This window comes from Aedoeadaptatus ivorii, assembly GCF_900638585.1.
Lineage (GTDB): Bacteria > Bacillota > Clostridia > Tissierellales > Peptoniphilaceae > Aedoeadaptatus > Aedoeadaptatus ivorii.
On the sequence record NZ_LR134523.1, the window covers coordinates 1,011,928 to 1,032,975 of the forward strand.

The 21,048-nt window shown below is 53.4% G+C and carries 21 protein-coding genes; 2 read left to right on the plus strand and 19 right to left on the minus strand.

Annotated features, from left to right (window positions below; all coding sequences use genetic code 11):
- Positions 1-57: 57 nt before the first annotated feature.
- The 10 genes from tkt to EL294_RS05145 form a co-directional block, all read right to left on the minus strand.
- On the minus strand, positions 58-2,049 hold the full coding sequence (tkt, locus tag EL294_RS05100; protein WP_126465606.1) for a transketolase: 1,992 nt from the start codon (positions 2,047-2,049) through the stop codon (positions 58-60).
- Complete coding sequence (locus tag EL294_RS05105) at positions 2,039-2,854, minus strand: WecB/TagA/CpsF family glycosyltransferase (RefSeq protein WP_126465607.1); 816 nt, start codon at positions 2,852-2,854, stop codon at positions 2,039-2,041. The genes tkt and EL294_RS05105 overlap by 11 nt, the downstream gene beginning before the upstream one ends.
- Entirely contained in the window at positions 2,823-3,929 is a 1,107-nt protein-coding gene (csaB, locus tag EL294_RS05110) for a polysaccharide pyruvyl transferase CsaB (protein WP_126465608.1), read from the minus strand. The genes EL294_RS05105 and csaB overlap by 32 nt, the downstream gene beginning before the upstream one ends.
- The gene (locus tag EL294_RS05115; RefSeq protein WP_126465609.1) at positions 3,907-5,277 is read right to left on the minus strand and encodes an O-antigen ligase family protein; all 1,371 of its coding nucleotides are present in this window, start codon (positions 5,275-5,277) and stop codon (positions 3,907-3,909) included. The genes csaB and EL294_RS05115 overlap by 23 nt, the downstream gene beginning before the upstream one ends.
- Positions 5,262-5,822: a hypothetical protein gene (locus EL294_RS05120; RefSeq protein WP_126465610.1), complete on the minus strand. Its 561-nt coding sequence runs from the start codon at positions 5,820-5,822 to the stop codon at positions 5,262-5,264. Before EL294_RS05120 ends, EL294_RS05115 begins: the two co-directional genes overlap by 16 nt.
- A gap of 3 nt (positions 5,823-5,825) precedes the next feature.
- On the minus strand, positions 5,826-6,308 hold the full coding sequence (locus EL294_RS05125; protein ID WP_164715237.1) for a DUF4330 domain-containing protein: 483 nt from the start codon (positions 6,306-6,308) through the stop codon (positions 5,826-5,828).
- On the minus strand, positions 6,298-7,431 hold the full coding sequence (locus tag EL294_RS05130; RefSeq protein WP_126465612.1) for a glycosyltransferase: 1,134 nt from the start codon (positions 7,429-7,431) through the stop codon (positions 6,298-6,300). The genes EL294_RS05125 and EL294_RS05130 overlap by 11 nt, the downstream gene beginning before the upstream one ends.
- 2 nt (positions 7,432-7,433) lie before the next feature.
- Entirely contained in the window at positions 7,434-7,901 is a 468-nt protein-coding gene (locus EL294_RS05135) for a hypothetical protein (protein WP_126465613.1), read from the minus strand.
- A gap of 111 nt (positions 7,902-8,012) precedes the next feature.
- Positions 8,013-8,354, minus strand: coding sequence for a type II toxin-antitoxin system PemK/MazF family toxin (locus tag EL294_RS05140; protein WP_126465614.1), 342 nt, complete (start codon positions 8,352-8,354; stop codon positions 8,013-8,015).
- A 25-nt stretch (positions 8,355-8,379) separates the two neighbouring features.
- The gene (locus EL294_RS05145) at positions 8,380-9,549 is read right to left on the minus strand and encodes an NAD(P)H-hydrate dehydratase (protein ID WP_126465615.1); all 1,170 of its coding nucleotides are present in this window, start codon (positions 9,547-9,549) and stop codon (positions 8,380-8,382) included.
- 255 nt (positions 9,550-9,804) lie between these two features.
- Here EL294_RS05145 and tyrS point away from each other — a divergent pair, with 255 nt between their 5' ends.
- On the plus strand, positions 9,805-11,037 hold the full coding sequence (gene tyrS / locus EL294_RS05150) for a tyrosine--tRNA ligase (protein WP_126465616.1): 1,233 nt from the start codon (positions 9,805-9,807) through the stop codon (positions 11,035-11,037).
- Positions 11,038-11,082: 45 nt separating this feature from the next.
- Here the strand turns inward: tyrS and EL294_RS05155 are convergent, their stop codons facing one another.
- From EL294_RS05155 to EL294_RS05190, 8 genes are all read right to left on the minus strand, one after another.
- Positions 11,083-12,159, minus strand: coding sequence for a PIN/TRAM domain-containing protein (locus tag EL294_RS05155; RefSeq protein WP_503487457.1), 1,077 nt, complete (start codon positions 12,157-12,159; stop codon positions 11,083-11,085).
- 60 nt (positions 12,160-12,219) lie between these two features.
- Positions 12,220-12,729, minus strand: a complete 510-nt coding sequence (locus EL294_RS05160; protein WP_126465618.1) for a CarD family transcriptional regulator — start codon at positions 12,727-12,729, stop codon at positions 12,220-12,222.
- Between the two features lie 166 nt (positions 12,730-12,895).
- On the minus strand, positions 12,896-13,903 hold the full coding sequence (locus tag EL294_RS05165) for an electron transfer flavoprotein subunit alpha/FixB family protein (RefSeq protein WP_126465619.1): 1,008 nt from the start codon (positions 13,901-13,903) through the stop codon (positions 12,896-12,898).
- A 27-nt stretch (positions 13,904-13,930) separates the two neighbouring features.
- Complete coding sequence (locus EL294_RS05170; protein WP_126465620.1) at positions 13,931-14,728, minus strand: electron transfer flavoprotein subunit beta/FixA family protein; 798 nt, start codon at positions 14,726-14,728, stop codon at positions 13,931-13,933.
- Between the two features lie 15 nt (positions 14,729-14,743).
- Positions 14,744-15,889, minus strand: a complete 1,146-nt coding sequence (locus EL294_RS05175; RefSeq protein WP_126465621.1) for an acyl-CoA dehydrogenase — start codon at positions 15,887-15,889, stop codon at positions 14,744-14,746.
- Positions 15,890-16,294: 405 nt separating this feature from the next.
- Positions 16,295-17,515, minus strand: coding sequence for a phosphoglucose isomerase-related protein (locus tag EL294_RS05180; protein WP_126465622.1), 1,221 nt, complete (start codon positions 17,513-17,515; stop codon positions 16,295-16,297).
- A gap of 9 nt (positions 17,516-17,524) precedes the next feature.
- Positions 17,525-18,625 carry a SpoIIE family protein phosphatase gene (locus tag EL294_RS05185; RefSeq protein WP_126465623.1) on the minus strand — a complete coding sequence of 367 codons (1,101 nt, stop codon included), beginning with the start codon at positions 18,623-18,625 and terminating at the stop codon, positions 17,525-17,527.
- A 19-nt stretch (positions 18,626-18,644) separates the two neighbouring features.
- Positions 18,645-19,766 (minus strand): THUMP domain-containing class I SAM-dependent RNA methyltransferase, encoded by a 1,122-nt coding sequence (locus tag EL294_RS05190; protein WP_126465624.1) that lies wholly within the window; start codon positions 19,764-19,766, stop codon positions 18,645-18,647.
- Positions 19,767-19,939: 173 nt separating this feature from the next.
- Here EL294_RS05190 and EL294_RS05195 point away from each other — a divergent pair, with 173 nt between their 5' ends.
- Positions 19,940-20,296 carry a desulfoferrodoxin family protein gene (locus EL294_RS05195; protein WP_126465625.1) on the plus strand — a complete coding sequence of 119 codons (357 nt, stop codon included), beginning with the start codon at positions 19,940-19,942 and terminating at the stop codon, positions 20,294-20,296.
- Positions 20,297-20,343: 47 nt separating this feature from the next.
- Here the strand turns inward: EL294_RS05195 and EL294_RS05200 are convergent, their stop codons facing one another.
- Positions 20,344-21,015, minus strand: a complete 672-nt coding sequence (locus EL294_RS05200; protein WP_126465626.1) for a class II aldolase/adducin family protein — start codon at positions 21,013-21,015, stop codon at positions 20,344-20,346.
- Between the last annotated feature and the right edge of the window lie 33 nt (positions 21,016-21,048).

A 21,048-nucleotide genomic window follows, 5' to 3' on the forward strand; every position in this document is an offset into this window, starting at 1 on the left:
CCTTACACCATTTTATTATAGAGAAGGAAAAAGACATATTCAAGCTGTTCGATATACTTATTTTCTGCCGTCGAGATACTGGCGCACGGCGGCATAGATCTTTTCTTCGGTCAATCCGAACAGGTCGAATACCGCATCCGCCTTGCCGGAGGCGCCGAATTCGTCGATGCCGATGGCGAGGCCGTCTCTACCCACATAGCGATACCAGCTCATGCGCGAGCCGGCTTCCACCGAAACGCGGGCATTCGCCTCTTCGGGCAGGACGCTTTGCCGGTATTCCGCCGATTGGGCCTCAAAAAGCTCTTGCGAAGGCATACTGACGACGCGCACGCCGCAACCTTCTTCGGCGAGCTTCTCGGCCACCGATACCGCCGGCGCGAGTTCGCTTCCCGATGCGATCAGAATCAGGTCTAGGGATCCCGATTCTTTTTTCACCACATAGCCGCCCTTTAAGGCCTCTTTCGAAGTGCCCTCCAGCTCGGGTACACCCTGGCGTGTAAGTGCCAGGGCCACCGGGGTTTCCTTGGAGTGCATGGCCACATACCATGCCGCCGCCACCTCGGTGGAATCCGCCGGGCGATAGGCGATCATATTGGGAATGCTCCGTAGCATCGTAAGGTGTTCGATGGGCTGGTGCGTGGGGCCGTCTTCCCCGACGCCGATGCTGTCGTGGGTGAAGAGGAAGGTCACCGGCAAATGCATCAAGGCCGCAAGGCGCAGCTGCGGCTTCATATAGTCGGAAAACACGAGGAATGTCGCCCCGTAGGAGCGGAAGCCCCCGTGGAGATAGATGCCGTTAACGATGGCGGCCATGGCGTGTTCGCGCACGCCGAAGTTTACATTGCCGCCGGCGCGATTGTCGACGGAATACTGTCCTTCTTCTTTCATATCGCTCTTATTGGAAGGCGCGAGGTCGGCACTGCCGCCGAAGAGATTGCCCATGCCGCGGGCGACCTTTTGCAGATATACGTGGGAGCTCGCCCGGGTCGCCATATCCTTTTCGACCGGCTGCCAGTATTCGTCTTCGTCCATAAAGGAAAGGTCTTTTTTCTCGGCGTCAAATCCCGCGACAAATGCTTCGTATTCCGCGGGGAAGTTTTCCCGATACCCCGCCTCCAGTTCCTTCCAGGCGCGGTAATTCTTTTCCTTTTCGGCGAGGATCTCCGCCACCTGCTCTTTTACGGCGGCGGAAACGACAAATTCCGCCTCCCCGTAACCGAGCTTTTTCTTGGTCGCTTCGTTGTCGTCGGCGCCCAAGGGGGATCCGTGGCATTGTGCCGAACCTTCCAGCGGGGAGCCGAAGCCGATTTTCGTCTTGATTTCGATCAGACTGGGCTTGATCTTTTCCTGTTTGGCGGCATCGATCGCGCCCACAATGGCGCGGATGTCTTCGCCGTCTTCGACGGTAAGTACATGCCAACCCAAAGAACGGTAGCGCCCCGCCACGTCTTCCTTAAAGGACAAATCCGTATCGCCTTCGATGGTGATATTGTTGGAGTCGTAGAGCACGATCAGCTTGCCCAGCTCCAAAGTACCCGCCAAAGAGGACGCCTCGTTGCTGATACCTTCCATTAAATCGCCGTCGCCGGCGAGCACATAGGTATGGTGATCGATGAGATCGTAGCCCGGCTTATTGAATTGAGCCGCTAGACGGCTTTCCGCCATGGCAAAGCCCACCGCCGTAGAAATGCCCGCGCCCAAGGGACCCGTGGTGGTCTCTACGCCTTCTGTATGCCCGTATTCCGGGTGTCCCGGCGTCTTGGAGTGGAGCGTCCGAAACCCCCTTAGATCGTCTGCCGTCGTGGGGTATCCGAATAGGTGGAGCAGCGAATACAACAGCGCGCTGCCGTGGCCCGCACTCAGGATAAAGCGGTCTCTATTCGGCCAGCTTCGGTCTTCAGGCCAAAAGTCCATCTCATGCGCCCACAGAGACCACGCCATGGGGGCTGCGCCCAGGGGAAGTCCGGGATGTCCGGAATTTGCCGTATCCACCTGGTCGATGGAGAGGGCTCTTAATGTATTAATCGCTTCTTTATATTTATTCTGCATCGTTTCCTCCTTTTTCGGATGCTACGCGGGCTACGGCGTCTTTGTCTCGTCGGATCCGCCACAAAAACGCCGGGATCGCCAGCTGTCTGGACAATCGGGACGGATTCTTCATCAGACGATACAACCACTCTAGATTGTATCGTATAAACCACGCCGGTGCACGCTTGGCTTCGCCGGCGAGCACGTCGAGGACGCCGCCGTTACCGATGGCGATGCGCACCTTCGAAAGCGCGTCCTGGTTTTCCAGGATAAAGCTCTCCTGTTTGGGAAATCCCAGGCCGACAAATAAAATCTCGGCGCCGCTGTTGTCGATCTCTCGAAGAATCTCTCGTTCTTCTTGCGTCTCTACACCGCAGTTGTGCTTGCCCTGAAAATACCCGTGGTGTACGCCGGCTACGATATCGCCCCAGCGGTCTTGTACGTTCTTTCTCGCCGTTTCGGCGATTCCTTCTCTTCCGCCGAGAAAAAAGACCTTCTTTCCCGTCCGCTGCGCCAAATCCAAAAGGTCGATGGAAAGATCGTAACCCGTCACGCGTTCCGATAAGGGATACCCGCGCATCTTCGAGCCGATGACCAGGCCGATGCCGTCGGCGACGATTAGATCGGAATCGTTCATCGCCTCGGCAAAGACGGGGTCTTTTCGGCACGCCATCACGATTTCCGTATTGGGCGTAAAGATCCGGTGAAAGCGGTCCTCCTCGAGCATCTCCGCCAGAATCTCCGCGCGCTCTTCGTTTCGAATGTCGTCGACGACGGTGTTGAAGATGCGTATTTTATCTCTTTGTTTCCAAGAGATCGAAGACATAATCGACATTCCTCCTGCTCTTATCCAACAGCGTTTCGTGTTTTCTCTTTAGCCTACGCCGCAACAGATCCCGATTCCTGTACGAAAATATAATATCGTTTAAGAGCTTTCGCTCGTCCAACCCTTCGGCCTCCACATACTCGCCGATGGCGAGCGCCTCCAGCTGCGAGCGCACCTTGGGATCGTAGACGATGCCCACCATGGGAATATTGGCGGTCACGCCGTAGATCAACGCGTGCAGCCGCATGGCGACGAGTTCCGTACATAGGCCCACCAGGCCCTGGATCTCTTCGACGCCGTAGTTGCCGTTTACGACATAGGCGTTTTCTTTATGCACCATATAATTGCGCACGCCGTCGGCAAAATGCTTGTCCTCCGGGTAGTGGAGCGGAATAAAGAGCACCGAAAGGCCCAGCTCCTCTTGTACGCGGTCGAGGACATAGGCGAGTTTTCTCGCGAGCGCCGGCGCCTTGTTCCATTTGCGCACGGCGACGCCGAGATAGTGCTTTTCGGCGGGAATCCGCTCGTAGCGCAGGAGATCCCGCGCCCGTTGGCCGTCGATCCCCTTCAGTCCGTATACGGGATCCGCTGTTACGCGGATCGGCGGATGCACCACGCCGATCTCTTCAAGCACCCGCGCGGAGTCCTCGTCTCGCAGGGTGATGAGATCCGTACGGTTTAAGATCTTTGCCGTAAGTTTGCGGTTCAGATTGCCGTGGATGGGCCCCACCCCATTGGCGTAGACGTAGATCTTCTTTTTCATGCGCTGCGCCAGCGCCATAACGCCTAAGTAGTAGTACAAAGAGCGGGAAGAGGTTTCATCTTGCAACAGAGACCCCCCGCCGCTGATCAAAAGATCCGTCTCTTGGATCGCCTTTTTGACCGAGGCGAAGTGAAACCGCTGCGTCGCCGATACCCCGTAGAGAAAGCGTGTGCGGGGCGGGTCGTAGGAGAGCACGTTTATATAGACGGCGGGATCGATCCTGCGAATATCTTCCACAATGGCATGCAAAATCGCGTCGTCGCCGCTGTTGTCGAAGCCGTAATAGCCGCTAAATAAAACTTTGTTCCCCATGGGAAATCATCCTTTTCTCGCTATGCGCCGAAGCACGCCTCTGTTTACAGATCCTGACCAGGCAATAGGTAAACGCCAAGAGAAGCCAAAACGTCGTCGTAATCTTCGTCATATAGAAAATATTTTCAAACATGCCGTGGAGCAACATACCGCAGAAGGAAGCGGTGAGTGACGCTCCGAAAATGCGGATATAGGGATCTTCGCTCCGGAGCGGATACCGAATCAGATTTACGAAGATGCTCCCCATAAAGAGGAGAAACAGCACAAATCCCACCACGCCCAGTTCGGCAAAGATCTCGATATACGAGTTGTGAGCGTGAAAGATCGGCATGGTGCGGATATACTGCTCGAAAATCAGCTTAAAGGGCTGATGCCCGAGTCCCACCCCCACCAAAAAGTGGTCGCGGATCAATTCTTCGGTGATCTCCCAGATCTTAAAGCGATAGGAAGTGGAAGAGTCCCGGAAGTTAAAAATCGTCAAAAACCGCGATACGAAGGTCTCCGGTATAAAAAACATCCCGATTCCCGAGAGGGGAATCGCAAGCAGCAAAAGTTCTTTTCGCACGATCCACACAAATACCAGCGCCGCAAAGGCGAGGCCGACCCAACCGCCGCGGGACATGGTCATAAAGAGCGCCGCGAGCTGTACGAGAAACATCGCCACAAAGAGTAGCCGCACGCCGTCCCGTTTCGTGGTCCAAAACGTCGCCACCGTAAGGGGCATCACCATCACCAGATACTCGGCGAAGATATTGGGGTTTCCGAAGAGCGAATACGCCCGCGCCCGAATCTCCGCATTGGAGCTGGTGTCTACCCACTCCGCCTGTATGTCGACGCCGATCACGTATTGGGCGATCCCGATCAATGCGAGCAGGGTCGCCGCCACGGTAACGGCGCTAAAGAGCTTGTGTAAAGATTCTGCCTCCGTCGCCTCGTTGATGACGAGGATCATAAGAAACATGCCCCCGGTATGAATGGCGAGGTCTCGTAGGGAGCCGAACAAGAGCAGCGAGGTTACGGTCTGTATAATCATAAAGAGAAAATACACATAGGCGATCGCCTCGTGCCCGGCTGCCACAAAGGGCGTCGACGGTCGAAAGAAGCGACGGAATACATACAGGCCGAAGGTGCCGTATAAGAGGAGCAGGGTCAAAATATCCGGCAGGAATATATAGCCGAAGACGCCGCAGAGGACGCTTACATAGGGACTTTCGAAGAACACCGCGAGGGCGACGAGCCCCAAAAACAGAACCGTCGCATAGGGAATCTTAAAATACAGCCCCACGCCCCCCAGCAAGAAGCCCAAGGCAAAGAGGAGCAGCGGATTGTGTCTTATTTTTTCTGCCATGCTTCCGCCTCCTCATCGTGCACAAACAGCGCGGCGATCTTTTTCAGAATGCGCAAAGAGATCGCGGTATCTGCCTTCTCGTCGGTTTTCTCGGAAAAGAAGAGGGAAAACAGGCCCAATGCCAAAAACCCGATCCCGATCAGCGCCATCGGCCGCGCAAACATCATGGCGATCACCGTCAGCGCGAGTCCGAAACCGGCGGACAGGGGTCCGAAGGTCGAAAGCGCCGTGCGGGGGCTCTTAAAATCCGCCACATAGGAAAACACTTTTGCGCCTTCCCCCGCCCCGCGAAAGCGCATGCGCAGCCAGACGATCACGGTGTTTAGGACGCGCACGATGCCGCGGAGCACCGCGAAGGCAATCGATCGCTCTACGACCGCCTCGGCGTGTTCTGCCGCATACAGGGCGACGCTTCCCTTTGCGCTCCGGCTGAAAAATCGCCCGATCGCCGCAAAAAAACGGTGCAAAGCGCTGTCTTCGTACCAGTTTTCCAACGTCTTGAGTACGGCGAGAATGCCGCGTATCAGCAAACTGGATTGGATCATCGTCTATTCCCCGTCGACGCGGATGCCGACGCAGACGCCGGTGAAGGAGCTCTGTTTCGACTTTACGCGGTATTCGTTGCCGACCCGAATTTCTTCGCCACCGACCCGATACGATTTGTCCGATTCGGTGACATTCACATCGAGGTCGATATAGACCGTATAGCGATCGGGCACTTCCGCCTTGACCCATGTGCCCTCGTAATCCACTTCCTTTTCGAAGGGGACGACGCGCTTGCCGACGATCTTTCCGAGAAATACGCCCTTGTCGTAGTGGTAGAGATCTTGGCCTTCTTGTATGTTTTCTACCGTCGGCGTACGCACATTGTCGATCAACATCGTCATCTTACCCGGCGCGGTCTTTTCTACGGAGACCGCGGAATTTCGAAAACGGAAAAAGCCGCCGATCAACGCCACCAGCAAAATCAATAAAAACAGCAAATCGATGATATTGATTTTGCCGAAAATTCTTCCTTTATTATCGATCATTTTCATACCTCTTCAAAATGGTTTCATAAATGTGTATATGGCTCTCGGCCATGGCTTTCTGACTGAATCGCGCGCGGACAAAATCGTACAGGGCCTCGCCGCGCGTTTGCATTTGCGCTCTGTGATTGGCCGCATACACCAGCTGAGAACGCAGCGCTTCTACGTCCTTTGCCGGAAAGAGCAGCCCCGCCTCCCCTGCCATCTCGGGAATGCCGCCCACCGCCGATGCGATAAACGGCACCTTTGCCTTCGCCCCTTCGAGCAGTGCGTAGGGAAAACTTTCGGAAACGGAGGTGAGCAGATTCACATCTGCGGCGTGAAATAGGCTATACGGGTCGTTCACCTGTCCCAAAAACGAGACCAGATCTTCCAATTCGTGCCTCCGTACGAATTCCCGCAGTCCTTCGCCGTCGGCGCCTTCGCCGGCGATCAGAAAATGCGTATCCCCAAGGGCATCTTGCCCCGTACGAATCGCCTCGAGAAGCGTTCGGTGGTCTTTTACCGCGTCCAGACGCGCCGCGATGACAAATAGCAAGCGGTCTTTGTATCGACTTAAGCCGTAGCGCGCCAAAAACTCGTCTTTTTCGACATAGTCTTCGCGCCTTTCCATGTCGATGCCGTTATAGACCACAAAAATGCGATCGCCCGGAAATCCCCGATCGATCATCATTTCCTTAAACCGCTCGGTGACGGCGATATAAAAGGGGAAGCGCTTTAGGGCAAAGACATTTAAGGGCGTAAAGATCATATCTTTTATAAGATTGTCCTTAAAGTCCAGCCGCCAGTCGCTGTGGAGAGTGGTCACCATAGGCACGCGAATGCGCCGGCGCAAAAACATGGCGTTAAAATTTGCCCGGGCGCCGTGGCAGTGGATCAGATCGAATTGTTCTCGCGCACAGAGTTCGGCGACTTTCGAGAGCGCGCCCATATCGAAGCGATTTTTCTGTTCCGCAAGGCGGGCGTCGATCCCGATCGCGCGGGCGCCGTCGAGAAAGGGACCGGGGCGAAAACAGACCATCGTCGCCGATGCCTCTTCTTCCAGTCCCTTTAACAGCGAATAGATATGCGTCTTGGCGCCGCCGGTATCCCCGCCGCTGATCAAGTGCAGAATCTTCATCGTCATCGCTACTCACCGTCGGCAATGCGATAGCTGCCGCGCACCAACACGATGGAGTCGCGCGTCGCAGAAAGTCCCCTGCCGTCGCTGCGCGGCGCGATCAGCATATGGTTCTTCGGCGCCGCTTTTCCATGCGACAAATCCGTACCGCCGGTGACATCGCTCAAGCCGCCGAGGGACGATGCGATCACGCTCGCCTCTCCGCTCCGTAGAATCATTTCGCTACCTTGTGCGACGATCAGCCGCTGATTGTGCGCAAGCTCCACGACTTCGAGCACATTTTCCACATTCCCGGCGGGCGCTTGCTCCTTGGGACTCTCTTGGGTGATATTCTTTTCCAGCGCCGCCAGCCGTTGGTTCAAATAGCTTAAGGACACCAAGGGGTCGTCCTGCTGTGCAAACGCGGGCACGACCACGGCGATCAGCCCCAAAGCGGCCAGGATCGCCGCCATTGTTTTTTTACTTCGGCCTCTCACATACTCATCCTTTCTTTCCCTATACTTAGCAGATCCATTATACAACATTCCCGTTGCTTCACCAATTCAATATGAAAATAAGCACGAGAAAACCCGTGCTTATCCTATGTACTATAGACCCAGACTTACTTTGATGGCATCGTCCACCGCGTCCATAATAGACGTATTGAATTTTCCGATCTTCTCTCTTAATCTCTTTTTGTCTATGGTCCGCACCTGTTCTAGCAAGATCACCGAATTTTTCGGCAAATCGTTGGTCGCCGCCCGCACCTTGACGTGGGTGGGGAGCTTGGTCTTGTTCATCTGCGAAGTGATCGCAGCGACGATCGTCGTCGGCGAGTATTTGTTGCCCACGTCATTCTGTACGATGACCACGGGACGCACGCCGCCTTGTTCCGATCCGACCACAGGACTGAGATCCGCGTAGAAGATATCTCCTCGCTTGATAACCATAGATCACATCCTTTCTATGCAATTTTTATGTATGCGACTCGACGCCGGAATCCGCCTCCGACAATCCAAAGGCTTCGGGCAGATATTCGATGATATCCGATGCGATCAGGCTGCGCATTCCCTTATGTCGCGCGGCCACATCTCCCGCCAGTCCGTGCATATATACCCCTAAGCGGCAGGCGGTAAAACCGTCAGCGCCTTGGGCGAGAAATGACGTAATGATGCCCGTGAGCACATCCCCGCTTCCGGCGGTGGCCATGCCCGGATTACCCGTGGCATTGACCGCGCGCTCCCCTTCTCGGGCGATTAGCGTCCGCGGCCCCTTCAAGACCAAAATGCCGCCGTATCGCGCCAAAAACAGATCCGCCGCCGATTCGGGGTGCGCCGCCACCCAGCGGCTGTCCCGGTCGATCAAGCGGGCTGCCTCCGCGGCATGGGGGGTATAGATCCTGTCGTCCCGTTTTTCGGCGGGCCGCGCCTGCGCCAAATGGTACAGGCCGTCGGCATCCACCACCATAGGAACATCCTTCGAAAGGACCGACGCCAAAAGCGCCCCCGCGGATTCGTCCCGCCCCATGCCGGGTCCGATCGCGACCGCATCCGCCTCGTTCAAAATCGAAAAATCCGACTGCCCCTTTACGATCACCTCCCGTGCGCGCAGGGCAAAGTCCCGCATACAGGCGTCGGGGACCGCCAAATACGAGAGCCCGCAGCCCGCGCGGAGCGCCGCCCTGGCGGAAAACTCCGCCGAGCCGTACATCCCGAGACTTCCGCCGATGACGAGCACTTTTCCCCGGTCTCCCTTGTGGTCGTCGGTATGTATGGCGGGCAATAGACGCGCCATCTCGGGATCGATGCGCGGCACCGTCCTATTGCGGAGTCTGGCGACGGCGACGGCATAGTCTTTTTCATGGCTTAGGGAAAGAGCAAACAGGCGGTCCTTCCACACCCCATAGGGCGCGCCGGCGGCCGTATAGCGCACCTTCAAATTCTTTAGGCCCGCGCGGGCGATCCCCGTGCCCAGGGCCTTCGCCATGGCTTCTTTCGCGGCAAAACGCGCGGCGATGCCGGCGGCGGTTTTCTTCCGCAACCCCTCGTATTCGTTCCCCTCTGAGATATAGCGCAAAAACGCCTCGCGGCGGCGCGCTAAGATCTTTTCTACCCGGGGGATATAGACCACATCCACACCGATCATATTCCACCTCGTTTCCCCTTCATACTATCATACTTATATATGAATAGTAAAAACAAATTTATTACATAGATACTTGACATCCGCACCTAGGGTACTTATAATAAAATGCAAATCGAATATATACGTTGATGGCGTCCTCAAAATTACAACGCCGGAGTATAATACTGTTTTAAGGCTTTGTGCGAAGAAAGGTGGTACCGCGTCGAAGAGACGCCCTTTCCCTCGAGTCTTTTTTTGTGCTTAAAAGGAGGCATTATGACCGAAAATGTATTTGACCTATTGGAGAGAAGAGGTTACATCGACCAGGTAACTTTTCCCGAAGAACTCAAAGAACGATTGGCCGAAGGACCCATTACCTTCTATATCGGCTTTGACGCCACGGCGGATTCGCTGACCCTGGGCCACTATCTCCAGGTAAAAGTACTGCAGCACTTCCAAAGAGCCGGCCATATCCCCATCACCCTCTTCGGGGGCGGCACCACCTTGATCGGAGATCCCTCCGGTAGAAGTGATATGCGCAAGCTCTTAACCAAGGAAAACATCGATCACAATATCCGCTGCTTCCAGGAGCAGCTCTCCCACTTTATCGACTACGGCGACGGAAAGGCGATCGCCGAAGACAACGGCGACTGGCTGCTGGACCTGAAATACCTCGACTTTATGCGCGAGATCGGCATCCACTTCTCCGTAAACCATATGCTCAAACTCGACGCCTACGCCAACCGGCTCGAAGAGGGACTGACCTTCTTTGAGATGGGATACATGCTCATGCAGTCCTATGACTTCCTCTACTTCTACCGCAAACACAACTGCCAGCTGCAGTTGGGCGGTTCGGATCAGTGGAGCAATATGCTCGGTGGCTACGATTTGGTGCGCAAACTGGAAAACGGCAAAGTCTACTCTATGACCTTTAAGCTGCTCACCACCGCCGACGGCCAAAAGATGGGCAAGTCTATGAAGGGCGCTATCTTCCTCGATCCCGAGAAGACCTCTCCCTACGAGATGTTCCAATACCTGAGAAACTGCGACGACCGCGACGTCATCAAGTTCCTCAAGCTCCTCACCGACGTTTCCGACGCCGAAATCGCCGAATACGAAAAGCTCGAAGGACAGGCGTTGAACGAAGCGAAAGAACGACTCGCCTGGGAAATCACCAACGAAGTCCACGGCAAAGAAGAGGCGGACAAGGCGCTCGCCTCTTCCCGCACCCTCTTCGGCGGAAGCGGCGATACCGATGAAATGCCCACCACCGAACTTTCGGCCGGCGAAGTCGAAGGCGGCATCACCGTCGTAGAACTCATGCAAAAAGGCGAACTCATCTCCTCGATGAGCGAAGGCCGCCGCTTAATCAAACAAGGCGGGGTCTCCGTAGACGACGAAAAGGTCGCTTCCCATGATCAGTTGATCACCCCCGAGGCATTGCGCGAAGGCGTACGCCTCAGAAAGGGCAAAAAAGTACACCACCTCTTCACCTTGAAAGAAGAGTAAGAAAAAACGAAAGCGATGGACATTTGTCCATCGCTTTTTCTATGCCTACTGGTGGGCGGGCTTGGCGAAGATCATCTTTCCGGCACTGGTCTGCAACATACTGGTGACGATGCAGTCGATTTCTTTGCCCAGATAGTCGATGCCGTTTTCCACGACGATCATCGTGCCGTCGTCCAGATACCCCAGCCCCTGCTTGTCCTGGCTACCGGGCTTTACCACCGACACGCGGATCTTTTCGCCAGTTACAAAGACGGGCTTTAAGGCATTCGCCAGGGCATTGATATTTAAGACCGGTATGCCCTGCACCGCGGCAACCTTATTGAGATTGTAGTCGTTGGTGACCACCATCCCCTTCACCTCTTTTGCCATCTTGAGGAGCTTGGCGTCCACGTCGTGGGCTTCGGGATAGTCCCGCTCCGAGACCACGATCTCGAGCTTGTCGTCCTCTTGCATTTTGCGAATGGCATCGAGGCCTTTTCTTCCTCGGGTCCGCTTCATACCGTCGGCAGAATCGGCGATCAACTGCAGCTCCGCCACCACAAAGGTGGGAACCACAATCGGACCCTCTAAAAATCCCAGTGCCAAAATATCCGAAATCCTGCCGTCGATAATCACCGACGAATCCAGGATTTTTGCCATAGCGGCTTTCCTCTCGCCGCTTTTTAACTTCGGCATCTCTTTGGCGGAGATGAAATTTTTAAGAGAAGTCGCGATCTCCTCCCGCTTAAACAGCATAATACGAATTCCCAATATGCCGAAAATGATATAGATAAACAGCGACAACAGGCTGCCTATAAAAGCGATGTCGAGCCGGTAGACCGGAATGGAGACCAGATAGGCCAATACCATCCCGATGACGAGCCCCGCAACGCCCCATAAAATATCGCCGGCGGGCAGATCTTTCATCCTCGCCTCTGCAAAGACGATCAAACGATCTACCCACCGATACACATACTTGCCGAGGAAGAAAAATAAAATTGCAAAAATGAGAAAAACAAAGATCGGCAAGAAGAATGTAGGCACATAGGTTTCGACAATCCCTCTGGCGCCCAACTCGGTGAGCATTTCCAAGAATAGGCGCCCTACCGCCAAACCCAAGACGGTAAACAATAGACGGAACAAAATGCGAAAAATTTGATTCGATCGGATAAAGACGCTCCTTTCTTTCTATAGTAATAGGGATCAGGCATTGCCGGCGTCTTTCAGACAACCCTCTTTCATGGTCGTATCGACGATATCGACGACTTCGTCGAAGGTCTTGTCGTAGACCAATACCATCTCGGAAAGGATAATCTGGCGAGCATTATTCAGGATCTTTCGCTCTCCGGTGGATAGGGACTTTTCCATATCCAGAGATTCAAGGTTTTTGATGACCTTGGCGATTTCTTTTAAGTCACCGGTCTTAATCTTATCCTGATGGAATCGATAACGGCGGTTCCAATTGGAAGGCATGTCTTCCTTCGAAGGGTCCTTGAGGACATCCAGTACTTCGTGCATCTCCTGCGGGGTCTTGATTTCGCGCACCCCGACTTCATCCATACTTCCTACGGGCACGAGTACGCGCATCTCGTTAACGGGGATCTTTAGGACATAGTACTCCTTCTTTTCCCCCAAAATCACTTTGCTCTCGATGTCGACGATCACGCCTGCTCCGTGGATCGGATAGACGATCTTATCTCCGATTTCAAACATAGGTACCTCCTTTACCGGAATGTCTACCTATCTATTGTACCACAAGTGAATAAAATATTGAATGTTATCATATATTTCGCCCCGGATCAAGGGAAATCGAACAATAAAAAAAGGGAGACCCGGAGGTCTCCCCAAAAAAAGGATGTATTCTTGATGAATATAAAACTTAAATGGATTCTTTTCTGGCTTTTGCCTTTTTGTATTCTTCGACGAGTTTCGGCAGAATCTTGTTGATATCGCCGACGATACCCAAATCCGCCACTTCGAAGATCGGTGCGCCGTCGTTTTTGTTGATGGCGATAATCAGACCGGAGTCTTCCATGCCCGCCAAGTGTTGGATAGCGCCGGAAATACCCATGGCAAAGTAAACGTCAGGGCGAACGGTCTTACCGGTTTGTCCGACTTGACGATCTTTTTCGATCCAGCCGGCGTCGACAGTCGCACGAGAGGAGGAAACTTCCCCTTCCATAAGGTCTGCGAGTTCTTGCAGATTTTCGAATCCTTCGGGGCCGCCGATACCGCGTCCACCGGATACGAGCACTCTCGCTTCGGTGATGTCCATCTTCTTCTTTTCGTCTTTTGCGACTTCGAGAATCTTGACGTTCATGTCGGCGTCGGTAAATTGAATGTCTTCTACGATCACTTCGCCCTTGCGATTTTCGTCATTGTCCAAAGCTTGCATAACGCCGGGACGTACGGTCGCCATTTGGGGTCTAAAGTCTTCGCAGACGATGGTGGCCATAAGGTTTCCGCCGAATGCCGGACGGGTCATTCTGAGGAATTTGGTTTCTTCGTCGATATCCAGTCCCGTACAGTCTGCGGTCAGACCTGTGTGGATCCGCGCAGCGAGTCTCGGTGCCAGGTCGCGGCCGATGGAGCTCGCTCCGTAGAGCACGATTTCGGGTTCGTATTTTTTGATGATTTCGAATACGGCTTTTGCATAGGGCTCGGTTACGTATTCCTTCAACATGGGATCGTCGACGACGATGACCTTGTCCGCACCGTGGGAAATGCAGATATCGGCGAGGTTTTTAATGTTTTCGCCCAAAACGACCGCATAGACTTCCTGTCCGAGGTCGTCGGCGAGTTGGCGTCCCTTACCGATCAGTTCCGTGCTGACTTTTTGTAATTCACCGTCTCTTTGTTCGGCGATAATAAAGACATTTTTGCTCATTTCATTCACTCTCCCTGTATGGCAATCTTAGATAATAAACTTTTCTTCCAACTTGGAGACGATGGCTTTGGCTGCTTCGTCGGCAGACAGATCGGTCATTTTAATACCTGCACCCTTGCCTTCCTTCGCATAGGATTTTTTGACCTTGGTCGGGGAACCCTTCAGGCCGATGTGGTCGATATTCAGATGTTCCTTAATGTCGTCCAATCCCCAAACGGCGATGTCTTTTTCATAGGCATCGAATACGCCCGATACGGTCATATAGCGAGGCTCGGCGAGTTCGGCGAGTGCGGTGATGACACAGGGGGTCTTGATTTCTACTTTGTGGTAGCGGTCTTCGAATTGACGTTTTACGTGGATCGTGTTTTCGTCGATCAGTTCGAGACCTTCTGCATAGGACACTTGGGGTAGGCCCAGGTGTTCTGCGATTTGGGGACCGACTTGTGCGGTGTCGCCGTCGATGGCTTGGCGTCCGGTGACGATCAAATCGTAGTCGCCGACGTTTTTGAGACCGGCAGCGATCGTGGTCGAGGTGGCCCAAGTGTCAGCCCCGCCGAATGCTCTGTCGGAGAGCAAAATGGCTTCATCGGCGCCCATGGCGAGGGTTTCGCGTAATGCGTCTTCCGCTTGCGGGGGTCCCATCGAAAGAACCGTTACGTGGGTGTTGGGGTATTCGTCTTTAATGCGCAAAACCGCTTCTACGCCGGCTTTGTCGTCGGGGTTAATAATGCTCGGAACGCCGTCACGAATCAAAGTATTGGTCTTCGGATCCAAGCGAACTTCAGTGGTATCCGGTACTTGCTTTACGCAAACAATAATTTTCATTGTGCTTTCCTCCTCTTATTTTACGCCCATCCAGCCGGAGATGACCATGCGCATAACTTCGGATGTTCCTTCGTAGATTTCGGTGATCTTCGCATCGCGCATCAAACGTTCTACCGGGTAGTCCTTGATATATCCGTAACCGCCCAACAACTGTACGGCGCGACGGGTTACATCGGATGCGTTTTCTGCCGCAAACAACTTCGCCATGGCCGCCAGGTGACTATAGGGCACGCCGCGGGATTTGCTGTCGGCTGCTTGATAGACCAACAAACGAGCCGCTTCGGTTCTGGTTTGCATATCCGCCAATTGGAATTGGGTGTTTTGGAATTGAGAAAGTCTGCGACCGAATTGTTTTCTTTCCTTCGTATACTGTACAGTCTCATCGATGGCGCCTTGTGCGATACCCAGCGCTTGTGCGGCGATACCGATACGACCGCCGTCCAAGGTCTTCATAGCCAGGGCAAAACCCTTGCCTTCGCGGCCCAACATATTTTCTTTGGGGATGCGGCAGTCTTCGAAAATCAGCTCACAGGTGGAAGAAGCGCGGATACCCATCTTGTTTTCGGCTTGTCCGATGCTGAAGCCGGGGGTTCCCTTTTCTACGATAAATGCGGAGATGCCACGGGTGCCCTTGGCTTCTCTGTCGGTGATGGCGATGACGACGAAGATATCGGCGATGCCGGCGTTGGTGATAAAGATCTTCGTGCCGTTCAATACATATTCGTCTCCGTCTAAAACGGCGATGGTCTGTTGTCCGGAAGCGTCGGTACCGGCGTTGGGTTCGGTAAGACCGAAAGCGCCGAGCTTTTTACCGCTGCAAAGATCCGGTAAGTACTTTTTCTTTTGCTCTTCGGTTCCGTTTTCGAAAATAGGAGCTACGCAAAGAGATGTATGTGCAGAAACGATAACGCCGTGAGATCCGCAGACCTTCGACAGTTCTTCGATGCAGCTGACATACGCCAGATAGTCGCCCCCTTGTCCGCCGTATTCTTTGGGGAAGGGAATACCGAAAAAGCCGGCTTTGGCCATTTTCTTGATATTTTCCATCGGCGGTTCTTCTGTTTCGTCGATTTCCGCTGCAATCGGCTCTACTTCATTTTCGGCAAATGCGCGGTACAGTTGACGCAGAAGCAGATGCTGTTTGTCCATTGCAAAATCCATTACAAGTCCTCCTTCATCTTCCTAGATTGTTCATTTATTGTTTAACTAACAGCCTGAAACTATTGACTTGAATGTATCAATCATAGCTCCACCAACTAAATCCTATTATAAACCTTTTGCGCAGAATGTAAACCATTTCCGGCAAATCTTCGTGAAATATTTTTCATTTATATTGTATCCTTTCTATATGCACTTTGCTACCATGTAAAATCATGACTTTGAAACGCCTTTTCGATTTTTCCCGTAATTCTCCCCGTTTTAAACCACGAAGATTTTTTATTTCGATTCTCCGCGACGCGACACATAAAAATAATCGTTTCCCGCTTCGTTGTATATTTGTCAATTTGGAGTACATCGTTTTCCGAAAGGACAAAAAAAAGAGATGTCTCCATCTCTTTTGCGCGTTTATAATCTCTCCCGCATCGCCTGTTTATAATCTTCTACCCCCGGCTGATCGAAGGGATTTACGCCGTCCAAGTAGGCGCTTAAGGCGCAGGCGTATTCCATAAAATAGAAGAAGCGTCCCAATTGATAGGCGTCCATTTTCTCACAGACCAACGACGCCGTATCGACGCCACCCGCTTCGTGGGCAGCGCGGGTGCCGGTGAATGCCGCGCGGTTCACTTCCGATATGGCTTTGTTTGCAATGCCATTCAAGCCGTCTTTCATGTCGAGATCCGGCACGGCGAGCGAGGCGTCCCCGTCTTCTATAAAGAGGACGGTCTCAAAGAAGGTCTTCGGCCCCTGCTGAATCCACTGTCCCATGGAGTGGAGATCGGCCGAATAGACGAGGGGAACGGGAATCATGCCCCGCCCGTCTTTGCCTTCGCTCTCGCCGAAGAGTTGCTGCCACCACTTGCCCAGCGCCATAAGCTTGGGTTCGTAGACGGCAAAGATCTCCCCGACTTTGCCGTCTCTGCGCATCGCGTCGCGAAACAGGGCGTACTCCGCCGCCTTGTTCTCGGCGGGATCTTTCGCGCATTCGGCTTCCATATCCCGAGCGCCTCGTAAGACCTCGCGTATATCGATGCCCCCGAGCGCCATGGGAACGAGACCCACCGGAGAGAGTACGGAGTAGCGTCCGCCCATGTCTTCCGGCACGACGAAACGTCGAATGCCGTTTTCTATCGCAAAATCGCGTAGAGGGCCTTTTTGGGCATCGGTGATGATTGTAAAGTGGCGTAAGTGCTCGGATTCACCACCCGCCCGTTCTAAAAACAGGCGAAAGGCGATGGCAGTCTCCATGGTGGAGCCGGATTTCGAGATTACGACCACGTGATCGCGCGCGGGGTCGTATCGATTCAGCGCATCGGAAAGATCTGCCGCCGAAAAGCTGTTTCCCGTAAAATAGAGCCCATCGGCATCCAGCGCACAGGCGGCGGCATACGCACCCAAATACGACCCGCCGATTCCCAACACGAAGATGCGCTCTGCCTGAATCCTATCGGCATAGGCCTCGATTTCCGCCACATCCTCTTCCATTGTGCGCGAAGGATAGTCCAGCCAACCCGTAAATTCCACCCCCGGAGCGGTTTTCGACCGCATGGCTTCGACGATGGCGAAAATTTCTTCGCGCCGATGCGAAGTAAAGGGCTCGTTTGTGTGCAAACCGATGCGTACTTTCATAGCGACCTCCTAGATCATGCGAATATAGACACAACTCATGTCGTCGACAATATCTTGGTGAATATAGTCTTCCAAAGTATGAACGATATGCTCTAACATAGACGGTTCGTCGCCGGAGAAGAGTTCTCGCAAGGCTTCGACACCGAATTGTCTCTGTTTTTGGTCCCTGCATTCCGTGATGCCGTCGGTATAAAACAAGAGCTCGTCTCCCCGCTTCAGATACGCCTTGCGGCATTCGTAGAAGGTGCCCTGCACCAGGCGGCTCACCGGAAAGCCCGAATTCAGCAAAAGCCGCACCCGGTTCTTTCGCTTTAACAGCGGCGGGCAGTCGTGCCCGGCATTTACGTAGGTAAAGCTGCGGTCCGTATCACAATAGACGCCCAGGAACATGGTAAAGTAAATGGTCTCCGGCAGATGCAGATCCCGAAACCGCTCCCCGAGCTCTACAATGGCGACGGTGGGATCGATCAAAATCTCGGGATCCAGATTCCGCATGGTCTGGGAGATAAACATATTGACCATCGAGGAGGCGAAGCCGTGTCCCACGGTATCGGCGATGTAGATCACCGTATGGTGCTCGTCGACCTCGAGCAGGTCGAAGAAGTCGCCGCTTAAGACCTCCGCCGGCCGGTAAAAGAAGTCCATATGCATCTTTTCGGTATATCCCCTACGCGGCAGGAGCGCCTGTTGAATATTAGCGGCGGCCATTTGTTCCTCGATCAGCGATCGATTCTTCTCGATCAGTTCGACCTGGAGGTTTTTCTCCATACTCTTGTCGCGAAAGACCTCGATGGCGCCCACGATTTTTCCCTTAGAAGAGCGAATCGGGTTTGTCTTTACGGAATAGTATTTGTCCTCGAATAAGACCTCCCGCTGAATATTCTCTCCGCTCGCAAGACAGCGTGCGGTCATGCGAAAATCGCAGAGACCGTTGGGATTGCCATCGTCTCCGGCGGGACAGAGCAAGCCGATATCCATGCCCTGGACTCGTCGCATCGCCTCGTTGACGAAGATGACTTCGTTGTTCTCGTCGACGACGCGGATCAAATCCGACATGGTATCTAAGAGCTTAATGTCCATTTGACCCGATAAAATATCACTGTCTTTCATCAAAACCTCACTCGAAACTTTATCTCGGCCGGGGCCCGTAGTATTGGTAGTAGTCTACTCTTATATTTCCGTTATACAATTTTCTCTTGCGATCCGCGACTTTCCCGAATCCCTTTTCAAAGCCGCCGTCGGCGGTAATGATGTAGTGGCTCCAGGTCTTCAGCGTGCGGCACAGCGCCCCCAGTTCGCGGTTTAAGGCCATCACCGATTCGCGGTCTTCGATCCGCATTCCGTAAGGCGGATTGGTGATGATCACGCCGTAATCGCCGGCGAGATCCAACCGCGCGATGTCCTTTTCCAACAGGCGAATGTCGTCGGTAAGACCCAGCGCGTCGATATTGATGCGCGCCGCTTCGATCGCCTTGGGGTCGATGTCGAACCCGTAGATCTCGAGGGGCGTCTCGTAGTCGATGCCCGCGTATGCTTCCTGGCGGATCTCTTTGGAGCGGGTACCCTCTAAATTCCAGTACTCGAAGTCGAACCTGCGGTTCAGTCCCGGCGGAATGTTGCGCGCGATCATCGCCGCTTCGATCAAGATGGTGCCGCTTCCGCAAAAGGGATCGACCAGAATGCGGTCCTTATTCCAATAGCTGAGCTGCACGAGTCCCGCCGCCAGGGTTTCGCTTAAAGGCGCTTTGACCGAACGCTTGCGATAGCCCCGGTCGTGGAGCCCGTCGCCGCTGGTGTCCAAGTAAATCGTCGCCATATTGTCTATAATGCGTATGCCGACGCGGAATCGGGCGCCGTTTTTCGGAAACCACTCCGTTTGGTAGCGGGTCTGCAATTTCTTGACGATCGCTTTTTCGCTGATTCGTTGAATGTCCGACAGGGAAAACAGGGCGGATTTTTTGCTCTTCGCCTCGGTGATGAAATTCGCCGTCTTCGGCAAAATCTCCTCCCACGGGAGCGCATACACGCCCTCGAAGAGCGCCTCAAAGCTTTCGGCCCGAAAGGTCCCGAGTACCCAATGTACCCGTTCTGCCGAACGCAAACAGAGATTGAAACGCGTCATATCTTCCATGGTGCCCGCCATGGACACCAATCCGTCGACGACGCGGATGTCTTTTGCGCCCAAGGCTGCTACTTCCCGTTTTACCACGGCTTCCATGCCGATATTGGTCGTCGCTTCAAATTGAATCATAGATCACCTCCACTGTATTATACTAAATGTATGCCGAAGTTAGCGTATATTTTATAGTTTTTGCCATCGTATCGTATAATAAATATATTTTGATTGTGAATTTTTATGGTCTACGGGGTATAAGGGCATTGTAGGACAAAATGATCTGTTGTATTACTGGGAGGTAATTGTACATGGCCAAATTAACCGAAACCGTAAAAAGCGGCGACTTTAAAAATGAAAAACACGTTCCCGAAATCGAAGCATCCTTCGAAAACGGCGAAGTTAAAGTAAAAGTAGCCGTCGGTTCCGAAATCGAGCACCCCAACACCTTAGAACACCATATCGCATGGATCAAGGTATTCTTTACCCCCGAAGGCGCTTCCGTTCCCTTCGAAGTAGGCAGCTATGAATTCGCAGCACATGGCGAAGAAAAAATCTTCACCAAGCCCGAAGTCGAAGCTTGCTTCAAGAGCGCAAAGAAGGGTACCGTTTATGCCCTGTCCTTCTGCAACATCCATGGTCTGTGGGAAAACGCAAAAGAAATCTAAGCGGTAAAAAAAGGATCCACCTGCGGGTGGACTTTTTTTGTGCGAAATTATCTCCTCTTTTTATTGCTTTCCGATTTTTGCCCGTAGTCTTTGGCCCGCGCAATGACCTCGTCGATCTTTTCGTCGGAAATAAACGAAATCTCTTTTCCGGTGGAAAGGGCGGTGATATACAAAAAGGCGCAGAACTCGAGATCCTTCGTGATCTCCAATGCCTCCTTTAAGGTCTTTCCGCCGGCAATCAGTCCGTGATTGGCGAGAATGACCGCCTTAGAACGGTCTCCCAAATGCTCCGCCGCCGACCGCGCCAGCGCCGGCGTTCCGAAGGTTTCGTAGGGAGCCAGGGGAATTCTCGACGTGCCGGAGGAGGCGATCAGATAGCTGATGGCCTGTAAGTCTTCGCCCAAGGTGGACAAAACCGAAATATATTTGCTGTGGGTGTGGATCAGCGCGTGGATGTCGCTTCTTCGGTCGTAGATCTCGGCGTGCATCTGCCATTCGGAAGAGGGCGTGCGAAAGCCTTCCACCACATTGCCGTAGGTATCCATGGCGACGAGATCCCGTTCTTTGATCGCAAAATAGTCCATCCCCGACGGGGTGATCATAAATTTCTCGCTGCCGTCCAAGCGAACGGACAGATTGCCGCCGCTGCCGAAAGCGAGCCCCTCTTCGATCAGGGTCTTTCCGTAATATATCAGTTCTCTTCGCTCTTGTACGTCCATAATGCCTCCTTCTCCGTGTGAGTATTATACATC

Excerpts from the sequence above, each read along its gene's own strand:
- EL294_RS05195 (WP_126465625.1), top strand. The coding sequence starts at position 19,940 with ATGGCCAAATTAACCGAAACCGTAAAAAGCGGCGACTTTAAAAATGAA.
- EL294_RS05170 (WP_126465620.1), bottom strand. The coding sequence starts at position 14,728 with ATGAAAATTATTGTTTGCGTAAAGCAAGTACCGGATACCACTGAAGTT.
- EL294_RS05125 (WP_164715237.1), bottom strand. The coding sequence starts at position 6,308 with ATGATCGATAATAAAGGAAGAATTTTCGGCAAAATCAATATCATCGAT.
- EL294_RS05115 (WP_126465609.1), bottom strand. The coding sequence starts at position 5,277 with ATGGCAGAAAAAATAAGACACAATCCGCTGCTCCTCTTTGCCTTGGGC.
- EL294_RS05145 (WP_126465615.1), bottom strand. The coding sequence starts at position 9,549 with ATGATCGGTGTGGATGTGGTCTATATCCCCCGGGTAGAAAAGATCTTA.
- EL294_RS05175 (WP_126465621.1), bottom strand. The coding sequence starts at position 15,889 with ATGGATTTTGCAATGGACAAACAGCATCTGCTTCTGCGTCAACTGTAC.
- csaB (WP_126465608.1), bottom strand. The coding sequence starts at position 3,929 with ATGGGGAACAAAGTTTTATTTAGCGGCTATTACGGCTTCGACAACAGC.
- EL294_RS05105 (WP_126465607.1), bottom strand. The coding sequence starts at position 2,854 with ATGTCTTCGATCTCTTGGAAACAAAGAGATAAAATACGCATCTTCAAC.
- EL294_RS05130 (WP_126465612.1), bottom strand. The coding sequence starts at position 7,431 with ATGACGATGAAGATTCTGCACTTGATCAGCGGCGGGGATACCGGCGGC.
- EL294_RS05140 (WP_126465614.1), bottom strand. The coding sequence starts at position 8,354 with ATGGTTATCAAGCGAGGAGATATCTTCTACGCGGATCTCAGTCCTGTG.
- EL294_RS05160 (WP_126465618.1), bottom strand. The coding sequence starts at position 12,729 with ATGTTTGAAATCGGAGATAAGATCGTCTATCCGATCCACGGAGCAGGC.
- EL294_RS05190 (WP_126465624.1), bottom strand. The coding sequence starts at position 19,766 with ATGATTCAATTTGAAGCGACGACCAATATCGGCATGGAAGCCGTGGTA.
- EL294_RS05185 (WP_126465623.1), bottom strand. The coding sequence starts at position 18,625 with ATGAAAGACAGTGATATTTTATCGGGTCAAATGGACATTAAGCTCTTA.
- tyrS (WP_126465616.1), top strand. The coding sequence starts at position 9,805 with ATGACCGAAAATGTATTTGACCTATTGGAGAGAAGAGGTTACATCGAC.
- EL294_RS05200 (WP_126465626.1), bottom strand. The coding sequence starts at position 21,015 with ATGGACGTACAAGAGCGAAGAGAACTGATATATTACGGAAAGACCCTG.
- EL294_RS05165 (WP_126465619.1), bottom strand. The coding sequence starts at position 13,903 with ATGAGCAAAAATGTCTTTATTATCGCCGAACAAAGAGACGGTGAATTA.
- EL294_RS05120 (WP_126465610.1), bottom strand. The coding sequence starts at position 5,822 with ATGATCCAATCCAGTTTGCTGATACGCGGCATTCTCGCCGTACTCAAG.
- EL294_RS05180 (WP_126465622.1), bottom strand. The coding sequence starts at position 17,515 with ATGAAAGTACGCATCGGTTTGCACACAAACGAGCCCTTTACTTCGCAT.
- tkt (WP_126465606.1), bottom strand. The coding sequence starts at position 2,049 with ATGCAGAATAAATATAAAGAAGCGATTAATACATTAAGAGCCCTCTCC.